Source organism: Klenkia taihuensis, from assembly GCF_900112525.1.
GTDB lineage: Bacteria > Actinomycetota > Actinomycetes > Mycobacteriales > Geodermatophilaceae > Klenkia > Klenkia taihuensis.
Map to the genome: position 1 here is coordinate 457,829 of NZ_FOMD01000002.1, position 19,187 is coordinate 477,015.

20 protein-coding genes are annotated in these 19,187 nt (G+C 76.9%); 9 read left to right on the forward strand and 11 right to left on the reverse strand.

All coding sequences use genetic code 11. The annotated features are described in order from the left end of the window. Position 1 precedes the first annotated feature (1 nt). Complete coding sequence (locus BM158_RS10140; RefSeq protein ID WP_091557467.1) at positions 2–325, reverse strand: tetratricopeptide repeat protein; 324 nt, start codon at positions 323–325, stop codon at positions 2–4. 125 nt (positions 326–450) lie between these two features. On the opposite strand from BM158_RS10140, the gene cobG reads away from it, so the two are divergent. The 3 genes from cobG to BM158_RS10155 are packed head-to-tail and all read left to right on the forward strand — an operon-like array spanning position 451 to position 3,748. Further along, positions 451–1,599 carry a precorrin-3B synthase gene (gene cobG / locus BM158_RS10145; protein ID WP_091557470.1) on the forward strand — a complete coding sequence of 383 codons (1,149 nt, stop codon included), beginning with the start codon at positions 451–453 and terminating at the stop codon, positions 1,597–1,599. Continuing rightward, positions 1,596–2,219 (forward strand): precorrin-8X methylmutase, encoded by a 624-nt coding sequence (locus BM158_RS10150; protein WP_091557472.1) that lies wholly within the window; start codon positions 1,596–1,598, stop codon positions 2,217–2,219. Before cobG ends, BM158_RS10150 begins: the two co-directional genes overlap by 4 nt. After that, a complete protein-coding gene (locus BM158_RS10155; RefSeq protein WP_091557475.1) occupies positions 2,216–3,748 on the forward strand; it encodes a precorrin-2 C(20)-methyltransferase in 1,533 nt (510 codons plus the stop codon). The genes BM158_RS10150 and BM158_RS10155 overlap by 4 nt, the downstream gene beginning before the upstream one ends. A 55-nt stretch (positions 3,749–3,803) precedes the next feature. On the opposite strand, the gene BM158_RS10160 is transcribed toward BM158_RS10155, so the two are convergent. Continuing rightward, positions 3,804–4,745, reverse strand: coding sequence for a hypothetical protein (locus tag BM158_RS10160; protein WP_229827709.1), 942 nt, complete (start codon positions 4,743–4,745; stop codon positions 3,804–3,806). A gap of 183 nt (positions 4,746–4,928) precedes the next feature. On the opposite strand from BM158_RS10160, the gene BM158_RS10165 reads away from it, so the two are divergent. Further along, on the forward strand, positions 4,929–6,125 hold the full coding sequence (locus BM158_RS10165; RefSeq protein ID WP_091557478.1) for an MFS transporter: 1,197 nt from the start codon (positions 4,929–4,931) through the stop codon (positions 6,123–6,125). On the opposite strand, the gene BM158_RS10170 is transcribed toward BM158_RS10165, so the two are convergent. From BM158_RS10170 to def, 6 genes are all read right to left on the reverse strand, one after another. Further along, the gene (locus BM158_RS10170) at positions 6,112–6,720 is read right to left on the reverse strand and encodes a PilZ domain-containing protein (RefSeq protein ID WP_131802014.1); all 609 of its coding nucleotides are present in this window, start codon (positions 6,718–6,720) and stop codon (positions 6,112–6,114) included. The two genes, BM158_RS10165 and BM158_RS10170, sit on opposite strands and share 14 nt — an antisense overlap. A gap of 106 nt (positions 6,721–6,826) precedes the next feature. Next, on the reverse strand, positions 6,827–7,474 hold the full coding sequence (locus BM158_RS10175; protein WP_091557485.1) for an HAD hydrolase-like protein: 648 nt from the start codon (positions 7,472–7,474) through the stop codon (positions 6,827–6,829). Then, a complete protein-coding gene (locus BM158_RS10180) occupies positions 7,462–8,172 on the reverse strand; it encodes a cobalt-precorrin-6A reductase (protein ID WP_091557487.1) in 711 nt (236 codons plus the stop codon). Before BM158_RS10180 ends, BM158_RS10175 begins: the two co-directional genes overlap by 13 nt. Then, positions 8,169–8,909, reverse strand: coding sequence for a precorrin-4 C(11)-methyltransferase (gene cobM / locus BM158_RS10185; RefSeq protein WP_091557490.1), 741 nt, complete (start codon positions 8,907–8,909; stop codon positions 8,169–8,171). Before cobM ends, BM158_RS10180 begins: the two co-directional genes overlap by 4 nt. Then, a complete protein-coding gene (gene cbiE, locus BM158_RS10190; RefSeq protein ID WP_091557493.1) occupies positions 8,906–10,099 on the reverse strand; it encodes a precorrin-6y C5,15-methyltransferase (decarboxylating) subunit CbiE in 1,194 nt (397 codons plus the stop codon). Before cbiE ends, cobM begins: the two co-directional genes overlap by 4 nt. Further along, positions 10,096–10,653 (reverse strand): peptide deformylase, encoded by a 558-nt coding sequence (gene def / locus BM158_RS10195; RefSeq protein WP_091557496.1) that lies wholly within the window; start codon positions 10,651–10,653, stop codon positions 10,096–10,098. Before def ends, cbiE begins: the two co-directional genes overlap by 4 nt. Positions 10,654–10,686: 33 nt before the next feature. Here def and BM158_RS10200 point away from each other — a divergent pair, with 33 nt between their 5' ends. Further along, complete coding sequence (locus tag BM158_RS10200) at positions 10,687–11,592, forward strand: cobalamin biosynthesis protein (RefSeq protein WP_091557499.1); 906 nt, start codon at positions 10,687–10,689, stop codon at positions 11,590–11,592. 114 nt (positions 11,593–11,706) lie between these two features. On the opposite strand, the gene BM158_RS10205 is transcribed toward BM158_RS10200, so the two are convergent. Beyond that, positions 11,707–11,931: a hypothetical protein gene (locus tag BM158_RS10205; protein ID WP_131802015.1), complete on the reverse strand. Its 225-nt coding sequence runs from the start codon at positions 11,929–11,931 to the stop codon at positions 11,707–11,709. Positions 11,932–11,992: 61 nt separating this feature from the next. On the opposite strand from BM158_RS10205, the gene yczR reads away from it, so the two are divergent. From yczR to BM158_RS10225, 4 genes are all read left to right on the forward strand, one after another. Then, positions 11,993–13,435: a MocR-like transcription factor YczR gene (gene yczR, locus BM158_RS10210; RefSeq protein ID WP_091558756.1), complete on the forward strand. Its 1,443-nt coding sequence runs from the start codon at positions 11,993–11,995 to the stop codon at positions 13,433–13,435. A 74-nt stretch (positions 13,436–13,509) separates the two neighbouring features. After that, positions 13,510–14,154 (forward strand): lysophospholipid acyltransferase family protein, encoded by a 645-nt coding sequence (locus tag BM158_RS10215; protein ID WP_091557506.1) that lies wholly within the window; start codon positions 13,510–13,512, stop codon positions 14,152–14,154. Further along, positions 14,151–15,647, forward strand: a complete 1,497-nt coding sequence (locus BM158_RS10220; protein ID WP_229827708.1) for a cobyric acid synthase — start codon at positions 14,151–14,153, stop codon at positions 15,645–15,647. The genes BM158_RS10215 and BM158_RS10220 overlap by 4 nt, the downstream gene beginning before the upstream one ends. Next, positions 15,644–16,051, forward strand: coding sequence for a DUF1810 domain-containing protein (locus BM158_RS10225; protein WP_091557510.1), 408 nt, complete (start codon positions 15,644–15,646; stop codon positions 16,049–16,051). Before BM158_RS10220 ends, BM158_RS10225 begins: the two co-directional genes overlap by 4 nt. An 87-nt stretch (positions 16,052–16,138) precedes the next feature. Here the strand turns inward: BM158_RS10225 and BM158_RS10230 are convergent, their stop codons facing one another. After that, positions 16,139–18,640, reverse strand: coding sequence for a lamin tail domain-containing protein (locus BM158_RS10230; RefSeq protein WP_091557514.1), 2,502 nt, complete (start codon positions 18,638–18,640; stop codon positions 16,139–16,141). A 149-nt stretch (positions 18,641–18,789) separates the two neighbouring features. After that, positions 18,790–19,173 carry an acyl-CoA thioesterase gene (locus BM158_RS10235; protein ID WP_091557517.1) on the reverse strand — a complete coding sequence of 128 codons (384 nt, stop codon included), beginning with the start codon at positions 19,171–19,173 and terminating at the stop codon, positions 18,790–18,792. Positions 19,174–19,187 lie beyond the last annotated feature (14 nt).

Genomic DNA, 19,187 nt, shown 5'->3' on the forward strand with positions numbered 1-19,187 from the left:
CTCAGCTCGCCGCGCCCAGGGCGTCGGCCACCCGGTGGTGGGTGGCCGCCTCGGCGGGGCGGTGCTGCCGCTCCAGCGTGCGGGCCAGCGCGCGGCGGGCCCAGCCGTCGGCGGGGGCCAGCTCGACCAGCTGGCCGAACGCCTCCTCGGCGCGGGCGAGCTGCGCGGACTCGAAACAGGCCCGGCCGAGCAGCTCGAGCACCGCGATGTCCTGCGGGTAGGCCGCCACGACCGGGGCCAGGATCGCCACGGCCTCGGTCGGCTGCCCGCTGATCAGGAACAGCTCGGCGCGGAGGAACTCGGAGTGCAGGTCGATGGTGGTCATCGTGGCCTCCTCTCAGGCGGCCGGTGGAACGCACGGGCACCTCTCGTGCTTCCCGGCCGCCCAGGTGCAGGATCCGCCCCCGCGCGGCCCACGTCGAGGTGGGCCGCACGTAACCTCGGGCCGCCATGACTCCCCGCGACCGTGCCGACGCCTGCCCGGGTGCGGTGCAGACGCACCTGGCCGCCGACGGCCGGCTGGCCCGGGTCCGGGTGCCCGGCGGGCTGCTGACCGGTGCGCAGCTGCTGGTGCTCGCGCAGGCCGCGGTCGACCTGGCCGACGGCGCGCTGGAGCTGACCAGCCGCGGCAACGTGCAGCTGCGCGGCCTGGCCGACGACGCCCCGCCCGAGCTGGCCCGCCGGCTGCACGACGCCGGGCTGCTGCCCTCGGAGGCCCACGAGACCGCCCGCAACGTGGTGGCCAGCGTGCTGTCCGGGCGGTCCGGCGGGCTGGTCGACGTCCGGCCGGTGGTGCAGGCCCTGGACGCCGGGCTGGTCGCCGACCCGTCGCTGGCCGCGCTGCCCGGCCGCTTCCTGGTCACCGTGGACGACGGCCGCGGCGACGTGCACGGCCTCGCGGGGGACGCCGGCCTGGTCGCGGTGGCGCCCGACGCCCTCGCGCTGGTCCTCGCCGGGCACGGCTCCGGGCTCCGCGCGGCCCCGGCGCAGGCGCACGACCTTCTGCTGCGCGCGGCCCGCGCGTTCCTCGACGAGCGGGCCGCCCAGGGCTCGCAGGCCTGGCGGGTGCACGAGCTGGACGACGGCCCGGCGCGGGTGGCCGCCCGCCTCGGGAGCTCGGTGGTGCCGCTGGCGGTGCCCGCCGCGGACCCGCCGGTCGGCTCCCTCGAGCAGGGCGACGGCCGGGTGGCGCTGGTCGGGCTGGTGCCGCTGGGCCGGCTGACCACCGCCGCCCTCGACGTCCTCGTGCAGGTCACCGCGGCGCTGGGCAGCGAGGTGCAGCTGACGCCGTGGCGCAGCGTCGCCGTCCCCGACCTGCCCGACGAGTACGTCGACGACGTCGCCACCGCGCTGCACTCCGCGGGCCTGGTCTTCGACGCGGCGAGCCCCTGGGCGCAGGTCACCGCGTGCGCCGGGCTGCCCGGGTGCGCCAAGTCGCGGGCCGACGTCCGGGCCGACGCCGCGCGGGCGGTGGCCACCGGCACGCTGCCGGTCCCCGGCCCCCAGCACTGGGCCGGGTGCGAGCGGCGCTGCGGGCGCCCGGCAGGATCGGTCGACGTCCTGGCCACCGGTCAGGGCTACGAGATCGGAGCAGGGTGAGCTACGAGTACGAGCACGACGGCGCCGAGATCTACCGGCAGTCCTTCGCGACGATCCGCCGCGAGGCCGCGCTGGACCGGCTGCCGGCCGACGTCGCGCAGGTGACGGTGCGGATGATCCACGCCTGCGGCCAGGTCGACCTGGTGGACGACGTCGCCTGGTCCGAGGGCGTGGTCGGCAAGGCCCGCGCGGCGCTCGAGCGCGGCGCCCCGGTGCTCTGCGACGCCCAGATGGTGGCCGCCGGCGTCACCCGCAAGCGGCTGCCCGCCTACAACGAGGTGGTCTGCACGCTCAACGACCCGCGGACGCCGGACCTCGCCGCGGCCCTGGGCACCACCCGGACGGCGGCCGCCCTGCAGCTGTGGGGCGACAAGCTGGACGGCGCCGTCGTCGCCATCGGCAACGCCCCGACCGCGCTGTTCCACCTGCTGGAGATGGTCGCCGCCGGCGCCCCGCGCCCCGCCGCGGTGGTCGGCATCCCGGTGGGCTTCATCGGCGCGGTGGAGAGCAAGGACGCCCTCGCCGCCTCCGACCTGGACTTCCTGGTCGTCCGCGGCCGCCGGGGCGGCTCCGCGATCACCGCCGCCGCGGTCAACGCGCTGGCGAGCACCGCCGAATGACCGGGCGGCTGTACGGGGTCGGGCTGGGGCCCGGCGACCCGGAGCTGGTGACGGTCAAGGCGGCCCGGCTCATCGGCGCGGCCGACGTCGTCGCCTTCCACGCCGCGCGGCACGGGCGCTCGGTCGCCCGCGGGCTGGCCGAGCCCTACCTGCGGGCGGGCCAGGTCGAGGAGCTGCTGGTCTACCCGGTGACCACCGAGGCCACCGACCACCCCGGTGGCTACCAGGGCGCGATCGACGAGTTCTACGCCGCGGCCGCCGAGCGGCTGGCCGCGCACCTGGACGCCGGCCGCGACGTCGTCGTCCTCGCCGAGGGCGACCCGTTCTTCTACGGCTCCTACATGCACATGCACAAGCGGCTGGCGCACCGGTACCCGACCGAGGTCGTGCCCGGGGTGACCAGCGTGAGCGGGGCCGCCGCGGTGCTGGGCCGGCCGCTGGTCGAGCGCGACGAGGTGCTGACCGTGCTGCCCGGCACGCTGCCCACCGAGGAGCTCGCCGCCTGGCTGGAGACCGCCGACTCGGCCGCGGTGATGAAGCTGGGCCGCACCTTCCCCGCCGTCCGGGACGCCTTCTCCGTCGCGGGCGTGCTGGACCGCGCCTGGTACGTGGAGCGGGCGACCACCGACCGGCAGCGGGTGCTCCCGCTGGCCGATGTCGACCCGGAGACGGTGCCCTACTTCTCCCTCGCGTTGCTGCCCTCGGAGCTGACCGGGCCGGGCAACGACGCCGCCGACCTCCAGCTCCCGGTACCGGAGGCCGCGGTGACCGGGGTGGAGCCCCCGCCACCTGCCCCTCAGGGCGGCTCGGTGACCGTCGTCGGGCTCGGGCCCGGCGCCCGCTGGTGGACGACGCCCGAGGCGGCCACCGCGCTCGCCGAGGCCGACGACCTGGTGGGCTACGGCCCCTACCTGGACCGGGTGCCGGCCAACCCTCGGCAGGTCAAGCACCCCAGCGACAACCGGGTGGAGGCCGAGCGCGCGGCCGCGGCGCTGGCGATGGCCCGGTCCGGGCGCCGGGTGGCGGTGGTGTCCAGCGGCGACCCCGGCGTCTTCGCGATGGCCGCCGCGGTGCTCGAGGTGGCCGCGGCGGACTTCCCCGACGTCCCGGTGCGGGTGCTCCCCGGCATCACCGCCGCGCAGGCCGTGGCGTCGAAGGTGGGGGCGCCGCTGGGGCACGACTTCTGCATCCTGTCGCTGTCGGACGTGCTCAAGCCGTGGGACGTCGTCCTCGACCGGCTCCGCCACGCCGCCGCCGCCGACCTGGTGGTCGCGCTCTACAACCCCCGGTCCAAGGCGCGCCCGCACCAGCTGTTCGCCGCGCGCGAGGCGCTGCTCGAGGTGCGGGACCCGGGGACGGTGGTGGTGGTCGGCCGCGACGTCGGCGGGCCGGAGGAGTCGCTGACCGTGACCACGCTGGGCGACCTCAACCCCGGCACCGTGGACATGCGCTGCCTGGTGATCATCGGCAGCACCCGGACCCGGGTGACCCCGTCCGGCCAGGTCTACACCAGCCGCACCTACCCCTGACCGTGCAGCTGGCGCCCCTGGACGGCCGTTCTGGGGACGCTGGCTGCACACTCGATCAGCCGAGCGGCACGCCCAGCTCCGCGGACCGTGCCAGCAGTGCGGCACCGATGCGGTCGACGAGGCCGGTCATGTCGTGGTGGTCCGGCGCGGTGACGTAGAAGAGCTGCCAGCCGAGCCCCTGCACCTCGTTCAGCACCCGCCGGTCCTTCGGCAGCCGGAACCCGGCCTCCGGTCGGAGCGACGTCGCGACGTGCGGCGCACCGTCGTACTCGACGGCGAACCGCAGGTGCGGCCACGCGAAGTCCAGCTCCTTGACCCGCCGGCCGTCGGCGCGCACCAGGCGGTACTGCGCGACCGGCCGCGGCCACGGGCCGGCGTACAGACCCAGCCGCAACCTGGTCTCCGGTGGCGAGCCCGCAAGGCCGTCGGCATCGCGCAGCGCAGCCTGCATGCCCCGGCTGCCACGTCCGGTCCACCAGCGCGCGGCCGACCGCAGCGAGCTGAGGCTGGTGAGGCCAGCGGCGCAGAACTGGTCGAGCACGACGACCGACTCGACCAGGCCGCGGCGCGGGTCGGACGCCAGGTCCAGCGCGGCGTGGTCGGGCCACAGCGTCGGGACGTCACGCAGCCAGGGCGGGCAGCCGATCTGGTGGTCGGCGAACGACCGTCGGCGCACGACCAGGCCGGGTGTGCGCACGCTGCGGTTCGACGGGACGGAGACCTCGACCTCCTCGGCGGCGGCCGCGCCGTCCGGGCCGTCGACGTCGACCCGCCACAGCCAGGCCCCGCTCCGGCCGGTCACCACCCCTTCGGGGAGCAGGACGGCGGCAGCGCGGGCCCGCAGCTCGTGGTCCAGCGGCGCGGCCGCGGGTGCGTAGACGTCGCGGAGCACGCGCCGCCAGCGGGGGCCGCGCAGCTGCTTGGGCGTGAGCAGCCCGTGGGCCACGGCGTCGGACCCCCGGAAGGGGACGGCGAGGAGCTCGTCGGTGGCCAGCACGCCCGCAGGCTGCCCGACGGGACGGCATCGCGCTGACGCCGTCCACAGGCTGCGTCGACTGTGCACCCATGGCCCTCCGGAGCACCTCATCGGGGCCGTGGCTGCACAGTCGACCAGGCGGAGGGCCGCGACGGCGGGGCGGCCGCGGGAACAGGTGGGGTGCGCAACGACTTGTCGCCTGCTGTGCGCACACTCTCGCGGCCGGCGGCGTTCTGGTCGGTGGCGGTGCTGCTGGTCCTGGTGCTCGCCGCCTCCGGCGTCCCCTCCCCGCTCTACCGGGTCTACGCCGAGGAGTTCGGGTTCGGCACCGGCACGCTGACCCTGGTCTTCGCCGTCTACGCCTTCGCGCTGCTGCTGGCGCTGCTCACCGTCGGCGCGCTCAGCGACCACGTCGGACGCCGGCCGGTGCTGGCGGTGGCGCTGCTGGTCGAGGCCGCCGCGATGGGCCTGTTCGTCCTCGCCGACGGGGTGGCCTGGCTGATCGCCGCGCGCGTGGTGCAGGGCCTGGCCACCGGCGCGATGACCGGGGCGTTCGGGGCCGCGCTGCTGGACCTGCAGCGGCCGGCCAAGCCGCTCGGCCCGCTGATCAACTCCGCCTCGCCCGGCCTCGGCCTGTCGGCGGGTGCGCTCGGGGCGTCGGTCGCCGTCCAGGTCCTGGTGCAGCCGGGTGAGTGGGTGTTCGGCGTCCTGGGCGCGGTGTTCGTCGTGGCCGGCGTCGTCACCTGGGTGGCGCTGCCGGAGTCCTCGCCGCGGGTGCCGGGCGCGCTGGCGTCGCTGCGCCCCAGCGTGCACGTGCCGCGCGCCAGTCGGCGGGCGTTCCTCGTCGCCCTCCCCTGCCTGGCCGCGACCTGGGCCCTCGGCGGGCTGTACGCCTCGCTCGGCCCGTCACTGGTGGCCGGGGTGTTCGGGGTGGAGAACCACGTGGCCGGGGGGCTGCTCATCCTGGCGCTGAACGGCACCGGCCTGGTCGGCTCGCTGGTCACCCGCGGGCTGGCCCCCGCGACCGGGATGGTCGCCGGCGCACTGGTCTTCGTCGTCGGCGTGGGCGGCACGGTCGCCGCGCTGGCCGCCGGGTCGCTGGGCCTGTTCTACGTCGCCGCGGTGGTCAGCGGGTTCGGCTTCGGCTCGGCGTTCCTGGGCGCGATGGCCACCGTCACCACCGGGGTCGACCCGGCGCAGCGCGCCGGCCTGCTGTCGGCGGTGTTCACCGTCAGCTACCTGGCCTTCAGCCTGCCGGCGATCGCCGCCGGGCTCGCCGCCGGCCCGCTCGGGCTGACGACGACGGCCGAGGTCTACGGCGCGGTGGTCGTGCTGCTGGCGCTGACCGCGGTGGCCGGGCTGGTGCGCGACCGCCGGCCGGTGCCGGTCACAGCAGACTGAGCCGCCGCTGCTCGCGGAGCGCGGCGAACACCTGCGCGCGGATGAGGTCCTGCAGGCTCTCGGCGAGGTCGACGAAGGCGACGGTCACGTCCCAGCCGGTCTCGTCGCCGATGGCGGTCTGCAGCGTCCCCGGGAGCGGGAAGACCGCGCCGCGCAGCAGCAGGCCGACGTCGACCTCCGCGCCCTCGACGGGCGCGGTGGGGCCCGGCTCCAGCCGGCCGCGCAGGCCCGCCTCGCTCAGGTCGGTGGTGCGGCCCCGGAAGACCGACCGGGTGCCCCGCTGGGCGAGCTGCATCCGCAGCCGCAGCGGCGCCCGGACGGCGTCCCGGCGGTTGCCCCGCTCGGCGGCGCCGACGGGCACCAGCTGCCAGCGGACGCCGGTGCGGACCGGCCAGCGCATGGCCACCCGGGCCAGCACGGTGTGCACGCCCTCGGGCGCGGTCCAGTAGAGGCGCAGCGGCTCGGTGGCCGCGGGGGCGACCGGGAGCTCGACGACGACGCCGTCGGCGTGCCGCTGGGCGACCCGCCCGGTGACCACCTCGGCCCCCGCGACGACGTCGACCAGCGCCCCCGGCACCGGCAGCTCCACGGCCACGTCCACTCCTCGTCCGTCCGTGCGGCGCTGGTGCGCCGTCTGAGCAGGGTGATCGGCCGGGGTGGTCTCCCTGATGAGCCCTCGGGAGGGTGATCACCCGCCCGGGTCAGCTGCGCAGCCGCGCCAGCGCCGCCGGCACCTCGCCCGGGTGCCCGACCACGACGGCCGCCCCGGCCTGCTCCAGCTCGCCCGGCCGGGCCGGGCCCCACCCTGCGCCGACGCACGGCAGGTGGTGCACCCGTGCGCCGACGACGTCCTGCGCGCGGTCGCCGACCAGCACGGGCCGCTCCCCCGGGTGGGCGGCCAGCGCGAGGCCGACGACCTGCTGCTTGTGCCGGACCCGGCCGTCCAGCGTCGCGCCGTGCACGCCGGCGAAGGCGGCCAGCAGCCCGGCGTGCCCGAGGATCCGCTCGGCGAACGTCGCGGGCTTGGAGGTGGCGACGGCGAGCAGCTGGCCGTCCTCCTGCAGTGCCGTCAGCAGCTCCGGGACGCCGGCGTACACGGGCGCGTCGAGCATCGAGCCGGCCGTGTAGTGCGCGCGGTAGGCGGCCACCGCGCGGTCGACGTCGGCACCCTCGAGCCCGAAGAGGGAGGCGAAGCCGTCCTGCAGGGGCGGGCCGACCATGGCGGTGAGCTGGTCGGCGGTGGGCTCGGGCAGGCCCAGCTCGGCGGCGGCGACCCGGATCGAGGCGTGGATGCCGGGCGCGGAGTCGACGAGGGTGCCGTCCAGGTCGAAGAGGGTCAGGACAGCCACGCGACCGCCGCCGCCACGGTGCCGACGACGGGGACGCCGGCGGGCAGCGGGGGCCGGCGGACCAGCACCACCGGGATGCCGAGCTCCCGCGCGGCGACCAGCTTGGCCGCTGTCATGTGCCCTCCCGAATCCTTGCTGACGACGACGTCGACGGCGTGCTCCCGCATCAGGGCGAGCTCGTCGGCCACGGTGAACGGCCCCCGGGCGAGCACGAGGGTGGCGCCCGGGGGCAGTGGCTCGGTCGGCGGGTCGACGCAGCGCACCAGCACCCGGCCCGGCAGCGCGGCGAAGGCCCCGACCCCCTGCCGCCCGGTGGTGAGGAACGCGGTGCCCCGGACCACCGCGGCCGCCTCCGCCAGGTCGGCGACCCACCGCCAGTCGTCGCCGGGCCCGGGCGTCCAGCCGGGCCGCTGCAGCCGGAGGAGCGGGGTGGCCGCCCGGGCGCAGGCGGCCGCCGCGTTCGCGGTGATCCCGGCGGCGAAGGGGTGCGTGGCGTCGACGACCGCGGTCGGCCGGTGCCCGGCCAGCCAGGCGGTGAGCCCGGGGACGCCGCCGAACCCGCCCACGCGGACCTCGCCGTCCGGGAGCACGGGGTCGGCCAGCCGGCCGGCGAGGGAGGACACCACGTGCTCGCCCCGGGCGGTGAGGACGGCGGCCAGCTCGCGCGCCTCCCCGGTCCCGCCCAGGACCAGGATCATCGCGGTCGGGCGGTCGAGTACAGGTGGCTGTCGGGGAAGGCGGCGGCGGTGAGCACCGGGCCGACCACCACCACGGCGGTGCGGACGACGCCGGCCGCGGCGACCTGGTCGGCGATGTCGGCGAGGGTGCCGCGCAGCACCAGCTCGTCGTCCCGGGACGCGCGGGCGACCACCGCGACCGGGCCGTCGGCGCCGTAGTGCTCGGCCAGCTGCGGGGCCAGCTCGGCGATCCGCTGCACGGCCAGGTGCAGCACGATCGTCGCGCCGGTGGCGGCGTAGGCGGCGAGCTCCTCCCCGGGCGGCATGGGCGTGGAGCGGGCCGACGTCCGGGTGAGCACCACGGTCTGGCCGACGCCGGGGACGGTGAGCTCCCGCTTGAGCGAGGCGGCCGCGGCGGCGAAGGCCGGCACCCCGGGGACGACGTCGTAGGGCACCCCGGCGGCGTCCAGCCGACGCATCTGCTCGGCCACCGCGCTCCACACCGAGGGGTCGCCGGAGTGCAGCCGGGCGACGTCGTGGCCGGCCTCGTGCGCGGCGACGAGCTCGCCGGTGATGGCGTCCAGGTCGAGGTCGGCGGTGTCGACCAGCCGGGCGTCGGCGCGGGCGGTGTCCAGCAGCTCGCGCGGCACCAGCGCGCCGGCGTAGAGCACCACGGGGCACGCGGCCAGCAGCCGGGCCCCGCGCAGGGTCATCAGGTCGGCGGCGCCCGGGCCGGCGCCGATGAAGTGGACGGTCACCGGGTGCCGCTCCAGATGGTCACCGGCATGGCCGGCTTCCAGCCGAGGAACCCGCCGACCGGCTCGGCCCGCTGCACCGCCAGGCGCACCATCGAGCCGCCGAACCGGGACTGCCAGTCGGCCAGCTCGGCCTCGCTCTGCACGGTCACCGCGTTGACCACCATCCGCCCGCCGGGGGGCAGGGCGTCCCAGCAGGCGTCCAGCAGCAGCGGGGTGGTGGCGCCGCCGCCGACGAACACCGCGTCGGGCTGCGGCAGCCGGCCGAACACCTCGGGGGCGCTGCCGTGCACGACGCGCAGGTAGGGCACGCCCAGCCGCGAGGCGTTGCGGGCGATCCGCTCCGCCCGCTCGGCGACCGCCTCGACGGCGACCGCGCGGCAGCCCGGGTGGGCGCGCATCCACTCGATGCCGATGGAGCCCGAGCCCGCGCCGACGTCCCACAGCAGCTGGCCGGGCACCGGGGCGAGCCGGGCCAGGGTGACCGCGCGGACCTCGTTCTTGGTCAGCTGGCCGTCGTGCTCGTAGGCGTCGTCGGGCAGGCCGGGGGTGGTCGGCAGCGGCGCGGTGCCGCTGACCGCGCGGCACTCCACCGCGGTGACCACCAGTGGCTGCGGCTGCGCGCCCCAGTCGGCCGCCGTCCCGGAGGTGATGCTCTCCTCGGGTCCGCCGAGGGAGGCCAGCGCGGTGACCACCGACTCGCCGTAGCCCCGGGCGGTGAGCAGCCCGGCCACGGCGGCGGGGGTGCCGCCGTCCGACCCGAGGACCAGCAGCCGGCGGCCGGGGTGCACGTGCGGGTGCAGCAGCTCCAGCGGCCGGCCGACCAGGGAGACCACCTGGGTGTCCTCCACCGCCCAGCCCAGCCGGGCGCAGGCCAGCGACACCGAGGACGGCGCCGGCAGCACCCGGACGGCGTCGGTGCCCAGCTCGCGCACCAGCGTCGTCCCCACGCCCGAGAGCATCGGGTCGCCCGAGGCCAGGACGACGACGGAGCGGCCGGCGAGCTCGGCGAACAGGCCCGGGACGGCCGGGACCAGCGGGGAGGGCCACGGCCGGCGCTCGGCGTCCACCGGGACGAGCTCGAGCTGGCGGGGGCTGCCGACCAGCACGTCGGCGGCCTCGACCGCGGCGCGGGACAGCGGCGGGAGGCCGTCCCACCCGTCGGCGCCGATGCCGACCACGACGACGGTCACGCGGGGAGGTCCCCCTGCGGCCCGGCGGCCTCGGCCAGCAGCTGCTCGCGCTGCTCGGCGGGCAGCCGGTCGACGTAGACGGTGCCCTCGAGGTGGTCGCACTCGTGCTGCAGGCAGCGGGCGGCCATGCCGGTGGCCTCGATGGAGGTGGGGTCGCCGTGCACGTCGACGCCGTCCACCCGGGCGCGGAAGGCGCGGTCGAGCTCGGCGTAGGGGCCGGGGACGGACAGGCAGCCCTCCTCGGTGCGCTCGATCTCGGGCTCGCCCTCCAGCGGCTCGAGCACGGTGAGCTTGGGGTTGACCACGTAGCCGACCACGTCGTTGCCCTCGGCGTCCGGGCAGTCGATGACGAACACCTGGGCGTCGACGCCGATCTGGTTGGCGGCCAGGCCCACGCCGTCGGCGGCCTGCATCGAGGCGAACATGTCCAGCACCAGGTGCCGCAGCTCGCGGTCGAAGGTGGTCACGTCGGCGCAGCGCCGGTGCAGGACCGGGTTGCTGCCGTAGGTGACGATCGGCCGGGCGACGCCGTCGTAACGGCCGGGCAGGCGCATGGGGGCCGATCGTAGTTGGCACCATCAGGCCCCGTGGACGTCGCGGGAGCAGCCGGGATCGCGCTGGGCGCGGCCGCCGACCTGGTGTTCGCCGACCCGCGGCGCGGGCACCCGGTCGCCGGCTTCGGCCGGGCGGCCGCGGCGCTGGAGCAGAGGACCTACCGCGACAGCCGGACGGCGGGGGCCCTGCACTGGGCGGCCTGCGTGGTCCCGGTCGCCGCGCTGGGGGTGGTCCTCCCGCACCGGGTGCTGGTCACCGCGGTGGCGACCTGGGCGGTGCTCGGGGGCACCTCGCTGGGCCGTGCGGGGACGCGGATGGACGACCTGCTCGACGACCTGCCCGCGGCCCGCGCGCACCTGCCCACCCTGGCCGGCCGGGACCCGTCGTCGCTGGGCGGGGCCGAGCTGGTGCGGGCCACCGTGGAGTCGGTCGCGGAGAACACCTCCGACGCCGCGGTGGCGCCGCTGGTGTGGGGCGCGGTGGCCGGGGTCCCGGGTCTGCTGGCCTACCGCGCGGTGAACACCCTCGACGCGATGGTCGGCTACCGGTCCGAGCGCTACGCCCGCTTCGGCTGGGCGTCGGCGCGGGCGGACGACGTCGCCAACTGGGTGCCGGCCCGGCTCACCGCCGCGCTGACCGTGGCGGTCGCCCCGCTGGTGGGCGGGTCGGCGTCCGGCGCGCTGGCCGCGTGGCGGCGGGACGGCGGCGCCCACCCCAGCCCGAACTCCGGCCGCTGCGAGGCCGCGGCCGCGGGCGCGCTCGGCGTCCGGCTGGGCGGGCGCAACGTCTACGGCACCCGGGTGGAGGACCGGCCCACGATGGGCGACGGCGAGCCACCGGTCCGCGCCGACATCGGCCGGGCGGTCGCGCTGTCGCGGGCGGTGTGGACGGCGGCTGCCGCCCTCGCGGTCACCGCCCGCCTCCTCCGCCGCCGGTAGGGCCCAGCGTCGATCAGGTCCCCTGGTCGAACTCCGTCCTCCCTCACCAGATCTGGTGCAGGAGGCCGGACGTGGATCAGGGGGGTTGATCGACGTCCGGGCCGGCTGGGCTGGTCAGTGCCGGACCGGGCGGAGGCGGTGCAGGGTCACCGGCCGCCGCGGGGTGCGGGCGGGTGCGGCGCCGCGGCGGTGCAGGACGCCGCGGGGTGCGGGCCAGCCGGCGCCCGGGTGGCTGCGCGGCGGGTCGGCCGGGCCGCGCCCACCGCGCAGGGTGACCACCAGCGTCGCGACCAGCAGCGCGAGCAGGACCAGCAGGACGAGGACTCCACCGGGGTTCATGGCACCACCGTGGCAGCGGGTGGTCTGGTGCAGAACGGTCCAGTCGGGCATGGTGGACCGCATGCCAGTGTCCACCGACCAGTCCACCCGGGCGCACGAGCTCGCCGCGCTGCTGGGCGCGCCGGGCGGCACCGGCCCCCGCTACGCCGCGCTGGCCGCCCGGGTGCAGGAGCTGCTGGGCACCGGCGCGCTCCCGGTGGGCACCCGGCTGCCGGCCGAGCGCGAGCTCGCCGAGGCCCTGGGTGTCAGCCGGGTGACCGTCGCCAGCGCCTACCGGACGCTCCGCGAGGAGGGCTACGCCCGCACCCGGCACGGCTCGGGCACCGTCACCGAGCTGCCGCACGGCCCGGGCGTGGAGTGGCCGCTGCCCCGCGACGGCGACGGCGTGGTCAACCTGGCGCACGCCGCTCCCCCGGCGTCCCCGCACCTGCTGCCGGCCTACACCCGCGCGCTGGAGCTGCTGCCCGGCGCGCTGGGCGACTCCGGCTACCACCCCGACGGGCTGCCGGCGCTGCGCCAGGCGGTCGCCGACCGGTTCAGCGCCCGCGGCCTGCCCACCGAGCCCGACCAGGTCGTCGTCACCGCCGGGGTGATGGACGCCGTCGGGCTGATCACCACCGCGCTGCTGTCCCCCGGCGACCGGGTGCTCATGGAGCACCCCACCTACCCCGGCGCCGTCCAGCTGGTCACCGACCTGGGCGCGGTCCCCGTGCCGGTGCCGGTCGACCCGGCCGACCCCGACGCGCTGGTGCAGGCCGCGCACACCGCCGCCCGGCAGAGCGCGCCGCGGCTGGCGTACCTGATGCCCGACCACTCCAACCCCAGCGGCGCGACGCTGTCGGCCACCGGCCGCCGCAAGCTGGCCGCGACGCTGTGGCAGCAGGGCACGCTCACCCTGGTCGACGAGGTCACCACCGGCCTGCACCTGGACGAGGACGCCGCCGCCCCGCCGCCGTTCGCCGCCGGGGTGCCCGACGCCGCCACCGTCACCGTCGGCGGGCTGTCCAAGTCGGTCTGGGGTGGGCTGCGGGTGGGCTGGCTGCGCACGGACGCCGCCCTGGCCGCCCGGCTGGCCGACACCTACGGCCAGCGCCAGCTCACCGTCGGCGTGCTGGACCAGCTGACCGCCACCTTCCTCGTCGCCGACCTCGACCGGGTGCTCGCCGACCGCCGCACGGAGCTGCGCGCCGGCCACGACGTGCTGACCGCGGCGCTGGCCGAGCTGCTGCCGGACTGGTCGCCCTACCCGGCCACCGGCGGGCTGGCGACCTGGTGCCGGCTGCCGGCCGGGCTGAGCTCGGCGGCGCTGACCCGGGCCGCGCTGGTCGAGGGCGTCCGGGTCGCCGAGGGCCGGGCGTTCGGCACCGGCGCGGCCTTCGACGACCACCTGCGCCTGCCGTTCACCCGCCCGGCCGCGGAGGTCCGCGCCGCACTGGCCGTGCTGGCCCGGGTCGCCGACCGGCTGGCCGGCCGCGGCGGGTCGGCCCCGGTGCGGGCCGTCTGAGCCCCCCGTCCGGGCGGGGCGGTGCCGCCGGGGGATGATGCCCCGGTCGTCGGGTCCCGAGGGAGGAGCGCAGGGTGTTCTACTTCCTCGCCAGGTTCGTGCTGCGGCCGCTGTTCGTGCTGACCTGCCGGCCGACGGTGATCGGCAAGGACCGGGTGCCCCGCACCGGGCCGGTGCTGCTGGCCAGCAACCACCTGTCCTTCATCGACTCCATCGCGATCCCGCTGATGGCCCCGCGCAAGGTGGGCTACCTGGCGAAGTCCGAGTACTTCACCGGCACCGGGCCCAAGGGCTGGCTGACCAAGGTGCTGTTCACCGCGCTGGGCGCGCGGCCGGTCGAGCGGCAGGCCCAGCGCGCGGCGCAGGCCGGGCTGGACACCGTGCTGCACGCGCTCAACGACGGCGACGCCTTCGGCATCTACCCCGAGGGCACCCGCTCCCGCGACGGCAAGCTCGCCCGCGGCAAGACCGGTGTCGCGTGGCTCGCGCTGACCGCCGACTGCCCCGTCGTCCCGGTCGCCGTCCACGGCACCGACCGGGTGCAGCCGGTCGGCGCACCCTGGCCCCGCCCGGCCAAGGTCACCATCACCTTCGGCGAGCCGCTGACCTTCCCCGCGCACCGCGGCCTGGCCGGCAAGGGCAAGGCCCGCCGCGAGGTCACCGACGCGATCATGACGGCGATCCACGGGCTCAGCGGCCAGGAGAAGACCGGCTGGTGAGCGCGCTGCTGGTCGCCGGCACCACGTCCGACGCCGGCAAGTCCGTCGTCACCGCCGGCATCTGCCGCTGGCTGGCCCGCGAGGGCGTGTCGGTCGCGCCGTTCAAGGCGCAGAACATGAGCAACAACTCCTGGGTCACCGCCGACGGCGCGGAGATCGGCCGGGCGCAGGTGTTCCAGGCCGCGGCCGCGCGGGTGGAGCCCGAGGCGGCGATGAACCCGGTGCTGCTCAAGCCCGGCGGCGAGCGGTCCAGCCAGGTCGTCGTGCTCGGCAGGGCGGTCACCGACGTGACGGCGATGAGCTACCGCGGCCTGAAGGCGCAGCTGTTCGAGCAGGTGCTGGCCTCCCTCGCCGACCTGCGGAGCCGATTCGACGTGGTGGTCTGCGAGGGTGCCGGCTCCCCCACCGAGATCAACCTGCGCGACACCGACATCGCCAACATGGGCCTGGCCACCGCGGCGCAGCTGCCCGTCGTGGTGGTGGGCGACATCGACCGCGGCGGCGTCTTCCCCGCCCTCTACGGCACGGTCGCGCTGATGCCGCCGGCCGACCAGGCGCTGGTCGCCGGGTTCGTGGTCAACAAGTTCCGCGGCGACCCCCGGCTGCTGGCCCCCGGCCTGGACCAGCTGCGCGACCTCACCGGCCGGCCCACCCTCGGCGTCCTCCCGTGGGTGCCCGGGCTCTGGCTGGACGTCGAGGACTCCCTCGACCTGGACGGCGACCGCGGCCAGGCGCTGCCCCCGGTCGGCGAGGACGTGCTGCGGGTGTCGGTGGTCCGCCTCCCCCGGCTGTCGAACTTCACCGACCTGGACGCCCTCGCCGCCGAGCCCGGCGTCCTGGTCCGGTACGCGACGAGCCCGGCGGAGCTCGCCGACGCCGACCTGGTCGTGCTGCCCGGTACCCGGTCGACGGTGGCCGACCTGGCCTGGCTGCGGGAGCAGGGCCTGGCCACCGCGATCGCCCGCCGGGCCGCGGAGGGCCGGCCGGTGCTGGGCATCTGCGGCGGCCACCAGATGCTCGCCCGCACCATCACCGACGACGTCGAGTCCCGGGCCGGCGCGATCGAGGGGCTGGGCCTGCTGCCCACCGACGTCGTGTTCGGGGCCGTCAAGGTGCTGGCCCGGCCGACCGGGGCCTGGCGCGGGCACGCGGTGCACGCCTACGAGATCCACCACGGCGTGGTCACCCCCGATTCCGGCGAGCCGTTCCTGGACGGTGTCCGGGTGGGGTCGGTCAGCGGGACGACGTGGCACGGCGCGCTGGAGAACGACGGGTTCCGCCGGGCGTTCCTCGCCGACGTCGCGGCGACCACGGGACGGCGGTTCACCGTCGCGCCGGACACCGACTTCGCCGCGGTGCGGGAGCGCCGGCTCGACGCCCTGGGCGACCTGGTCGCCGAGCACGCCGACACCGCCGCGCTGTGGCGGCTGCTGGAGCAGGGCGCGCCGCCCGGGTTGCCGCTGCTGCCACCCGGGGCAGGCTGGGGGGCATGACGCTGGAGCGGTTCGTCCAGGCGCAGGACGAGGTGTGGGACGACGTCCTCGCGGAGCTGCGCGCCGGTCGCAAGCGCACGCACTGGATGTGGTTCGTCTTCCCGCAGGTCGCCGGGCTGGGGCGCTCGTCGACCGCGCAGCACTACGCCGTCGCCGACCTGGCCGAGGCCCGCGCCTACCTCGAGCACCCGGTGCTCGGTGCGCGGCTGCGGCAGGCCTGCGACCTGCTGCTCGAGCTGGAGGGGACGACGGCGCACGCGGTGCTCGGCTCCCCGGACGACGTGAAGCTGCGCTCGTCGATGACGCTGTTCGCCGCCGCGGACCCGGTCGAGCCGCGGTTCCCCGCCGTCCTCACCCAGTGGTACGACGGCCCCGACGACCGCACCGTCCGGTTGCTCACCTGACCCACCGGGACGGGGTGGCCCGGCATCCCTGACGGTGGCCGGCCGGCGCCACGGCCGGCCACCGTCGGGGATGGACGGCGACCCGGGTCAGGCGTGCCGGCGCCGCCCCACGATGAGCGCAGCACCGCCGGCGACCAGCAGGCCGGCGGCCAGCGCCGTCCAGCTGCCGACCTCGGCGCCGGTCTGCGCCAGCGCCGTCCGGGTCGGCTGCGTCCCGCCCGCGGAACCGCCGCCGGCGCCCGGACCGGCGACCGGCTGGGTGCCCGGGTGCGTCCCCTGCCCACCGGTGCCGGGGCCCGGCGCACCGGTGCCGGGGCCCGGCCCGGTGCCGGGCCCGGGGTCGGTGCCGTCCTCGGCGCAGGGGAAGGTCCCGGTGCGCAGGGAGAAGCCGTCGGTGTCGTTGTCGTCGGCGTAGAAGGTCGCCCGGTACCCGTCGACGCAGGTCGCCCCGGTGTCGATCGCGAACCCCTCGTTGGCGAAGGTCGGGTCGGCACCGGCGGGCGGCAGGAAGGTGTCCACCGCGGCGAAGGTCCCTGATGCGTCGAGGGCGAACAGCGCCGTCTGGCCCCCGCAGACCTCGTCGCAGACCACCCAGAGCGCGCCCAGGTCGGCGTCGAACTGGACGTCGGCGACCACCGGCTCGTCGTCGGTACCGAACGGGGTGAACAGGTCGACCGGGACGGTCGCGACGCGGGCGAACCCGCCGTCCTCGGCCAGCGCGTAGGCGTGGACGCTCGAGGTGCCCTCCACGCCGACGAGGAACAGGCCGTCGCCGTGGCCCGGGTAGCCGGCCGGGTCGTAGGCGCGCCCGGTCCGCTCGTCGACGAACCCGCCGTCGAGCAGGTAGCCGTCGGGCACCCAGGTGATGCCCTCGAGGCCGGAGTTCGCGCCCAGTCCCGGGAAGTCCGCCGCCAGGTCCCACTCCGTGGTGGCGGTCAGCGTGCCGCCGGTGCCGGTCGGGAGGTAGCGCAGCACCGAGGGGCGGCTGACGTCGTCGGCACGGTCGTCGCGTTCGCTGGAGACGTAGACCCCGCCCGCGGAGTCGTCACCGGCCACGGTGACGCCCTCGGCGTCCACGACGCCGCCGGGCCCGCCCGGGTAGTCCAGCGTCCACTCCCCCGCGACCGTGCGGCCACCGGCCCCGTCGTCGACCAGCCGGTACAGCAGGCCGTCGCCGTTCTGCACCGCCCACAGCGTCCCGGGCGCCGAGGTACCCGAGGGCTCGACGTCCAGCCCGCTCAGGTCACCGGTGAAGGTGGCCTCGTCGTCGACCGCGGTCTCGTCCGGGCCGCCGGGCCACGGAGCGGGGACCGGGTGGCCGGCGCACGCGTTCCACGAGCCCCTGGTCGGCTCGGACGTGGTGGTCAGGTCCCCCACGCCGTTCGGGCAGCGCCCGTACGTCGTGCTCGCGTGCTGGGTCCAGCTGTGGCTGTCGTAGGCCACGCCCCCGGGCGAGCTCAGGGTGACGGTGTCCGCGCCGCCGAGGCCGAAGCCGAACTGCGCCTCGTCGAGCACCAGGTAGCCGCGGCCGGGCACCTCGCTGCCGGCGGGCAGGGTCCAGCTGCCGCCGCCGGCGTCGGCCAGGACCGCACCGGTCAGGTCGACGGGGGTGGTGCCGACGTTGAACAGCTCCACCCAGTCACCCGGGGTGCCGCCCTGCGACTCCACCTCGTTCACCACCACCGGGGGCAGGCAGTTGTTCGCCGTCCCCTTGGTCGAGCGGGTGGTGTCGGTGAACTCCCCCGTCCCGTCGGGGCAGCGGCCCCAGGTGACGGTGGCGTGCTCCGCCCAGGCGTACTCGGCGACGAGTGCGCCCGAGGGGTCGGACAGCCGGACGGCGTCCGCGCCGCCCAGGCCGAAGGTGAAGCCGGGCTGGCCGCCCTGGGCCTGGTCGACGACGTAGAAGCCCCCGGCGGGGACGACGGCCCCGGCCGGCAGCGTGTACGCCGGGTTGGTCGGGTCGGAGTCGCGGAAGGTCCAGCCGCCGACCGGCACGTCCGCGGTGCCGGTGTTGTGGAGCTCGGCCCAGTCGGTGTCGTCGCCGTTGCTCTCGACCTCGTTGACCACGACCGTGGACGCGACCGGGACCGGGTCGGGGTCCGGGGTGGAGCAGTCGTTCGCGGTGCCCCGGGTCGGCGTCGTCGTGGTGGCGAAGGCGCCGGCCGCGTCCGGGCAGCGGCCGTAGGTGGTGGCGGCGTGGGAGGTCCACGCGTGCTCGTCGACGACGGTGCCGTCCGCGCGCAGCAGCCGGACGGCGTCGGACCCGCCCAGGCCGAACGTGAAGTCCGCACCCTTGTCCAGCACGAGGTACCCACCGGCCGGGATGGTGGTCCCGGCGGGCAGCTCGTAGCGGTCGGCCGGGTCGTCGTCGGTGAGCACGAGGCCCCCGACGTCGACGGCGGTGGTGCCGGCGTTGGCGAGCTCCACCCAGTCGTCGGGGTCGCCGCCCTGGGACTCGACCTCGTTGACCCGGATCGAGGACAGGTCGGCGTCGGCGGCCGAGGCGGAGGGGGCCAGCAGCAGCGTGCCGGCGGCGGCGCAGGCCGCGGCGAGCACGAGGGCGCCGAGGCGGGCGGTGGACGAGCGCATGGGGGCGGGGGATCCGTTCGCCGGGGTCAGGACCGGGCGACGGAAGCGCGGTCCGACGACCCGGAGGTGAACGGGAAGCGACCAGGACCCGCCGACCCCCGACACGCCGGAGCCTGGGCGCACCCGGGCGACCGAACGGTGACGCTGCGTCAGGAGACGGCGGCACGGACCTCGTCCGGCCACGGCACGGGCACGCCGTCCCGGGTGGCCACGTAGGTCGACCGCACGGTGCAGCACAGCCGGTCACCGACCCGGACCTCGAAGACCAGGGTCAGGCTGGTGCGGCCCAGCTCCGCCAGGTCGCAGACGACGTCGACGGTGTCGCCCCACACCGCGGACGACGACCACTCCAGGTTCGACGCCTTGACCAGCGGCTGCACCCCGCACACGCCGTCGGGGTCCCAGCGCAGCCCCACCGAGGGCCACCACGCGTTGGATGCCTCGTCGGCCCACACCAGGTAGTGGGCGTTGAAGACCACGCGCTGGTCGTCGCACTCGCTGTACCGGACCGCCGAGCTCCAGGTGACCGACACGGGCGCGATCGTAG

Excerpts from the sequence above, each read along its gene's own strand:
- BM158_RS10140 (WP_091557467.1), bottom strand. The coding sequence starts at position 325 with ATGACCACCATCGACCTGCACTCCGAGTTCCTCCGCGCCGAGCTGTTC.
- BM158_RS10180 (WP_091557487.1), bottom strand. The coding sequence starts at position 8,172 with ATGATCCTGGTCCTGGGCGGGACCGGGGAGGCGCGCGAGCTGGCCGCC.
- def (WP_091557496.1), bottom strand. The coding sequence starts at position 10,653 with ATGCGCCTGCCCGGCCGTTACGACGGCGTCGCCCGGCCGATCGTCACC.
- cobG (WP_091557470.1), top strand. The coding sequence starts at position 451 with ATGACTCCCCGCGACCGTGCCGACGCCTGCCCGGGTGCGGTGCAGACG.
- BM158_RS10230 (WP_091557514.1), bottom strand. The coding sequence starts at position 18,640 with ATGCGCTCGTCCACCGCCCGCCTCGGCGCCCTCGTGCTCGCCGCGGCC.
- BM158_RS10225 (WP_091557510.1), top strand. The coding sequence starts at position 15,644 with ATGACGCTGGAGCGGTTCGTCCAGGCGCAGGACGAGGTGTGGGACGAC.
- BM158_RS10205 (WP_131802015.1), bottom strand. The coding sequence starts at position 11,931 with ATGAACCCCGGTGGAGTCCTCGTCCTGCTGGTCCTGCTCGCGCTGCTG.
- yczR (WP_091558756.1), top strand. The coding sequence starts at position 11,993 with ATGCCAGTGTCCACCGACCAGTCCACCCGGGCGCACGAGCTCGCCGCG.
- BM158_RS10155 (WP_091557475.1), top strand. The coding sequence starts at position 2,216 with ATGACCGGGCGGCTGTACGGGGTCGGGCTGGGGCCCGGCGACCCGGAG.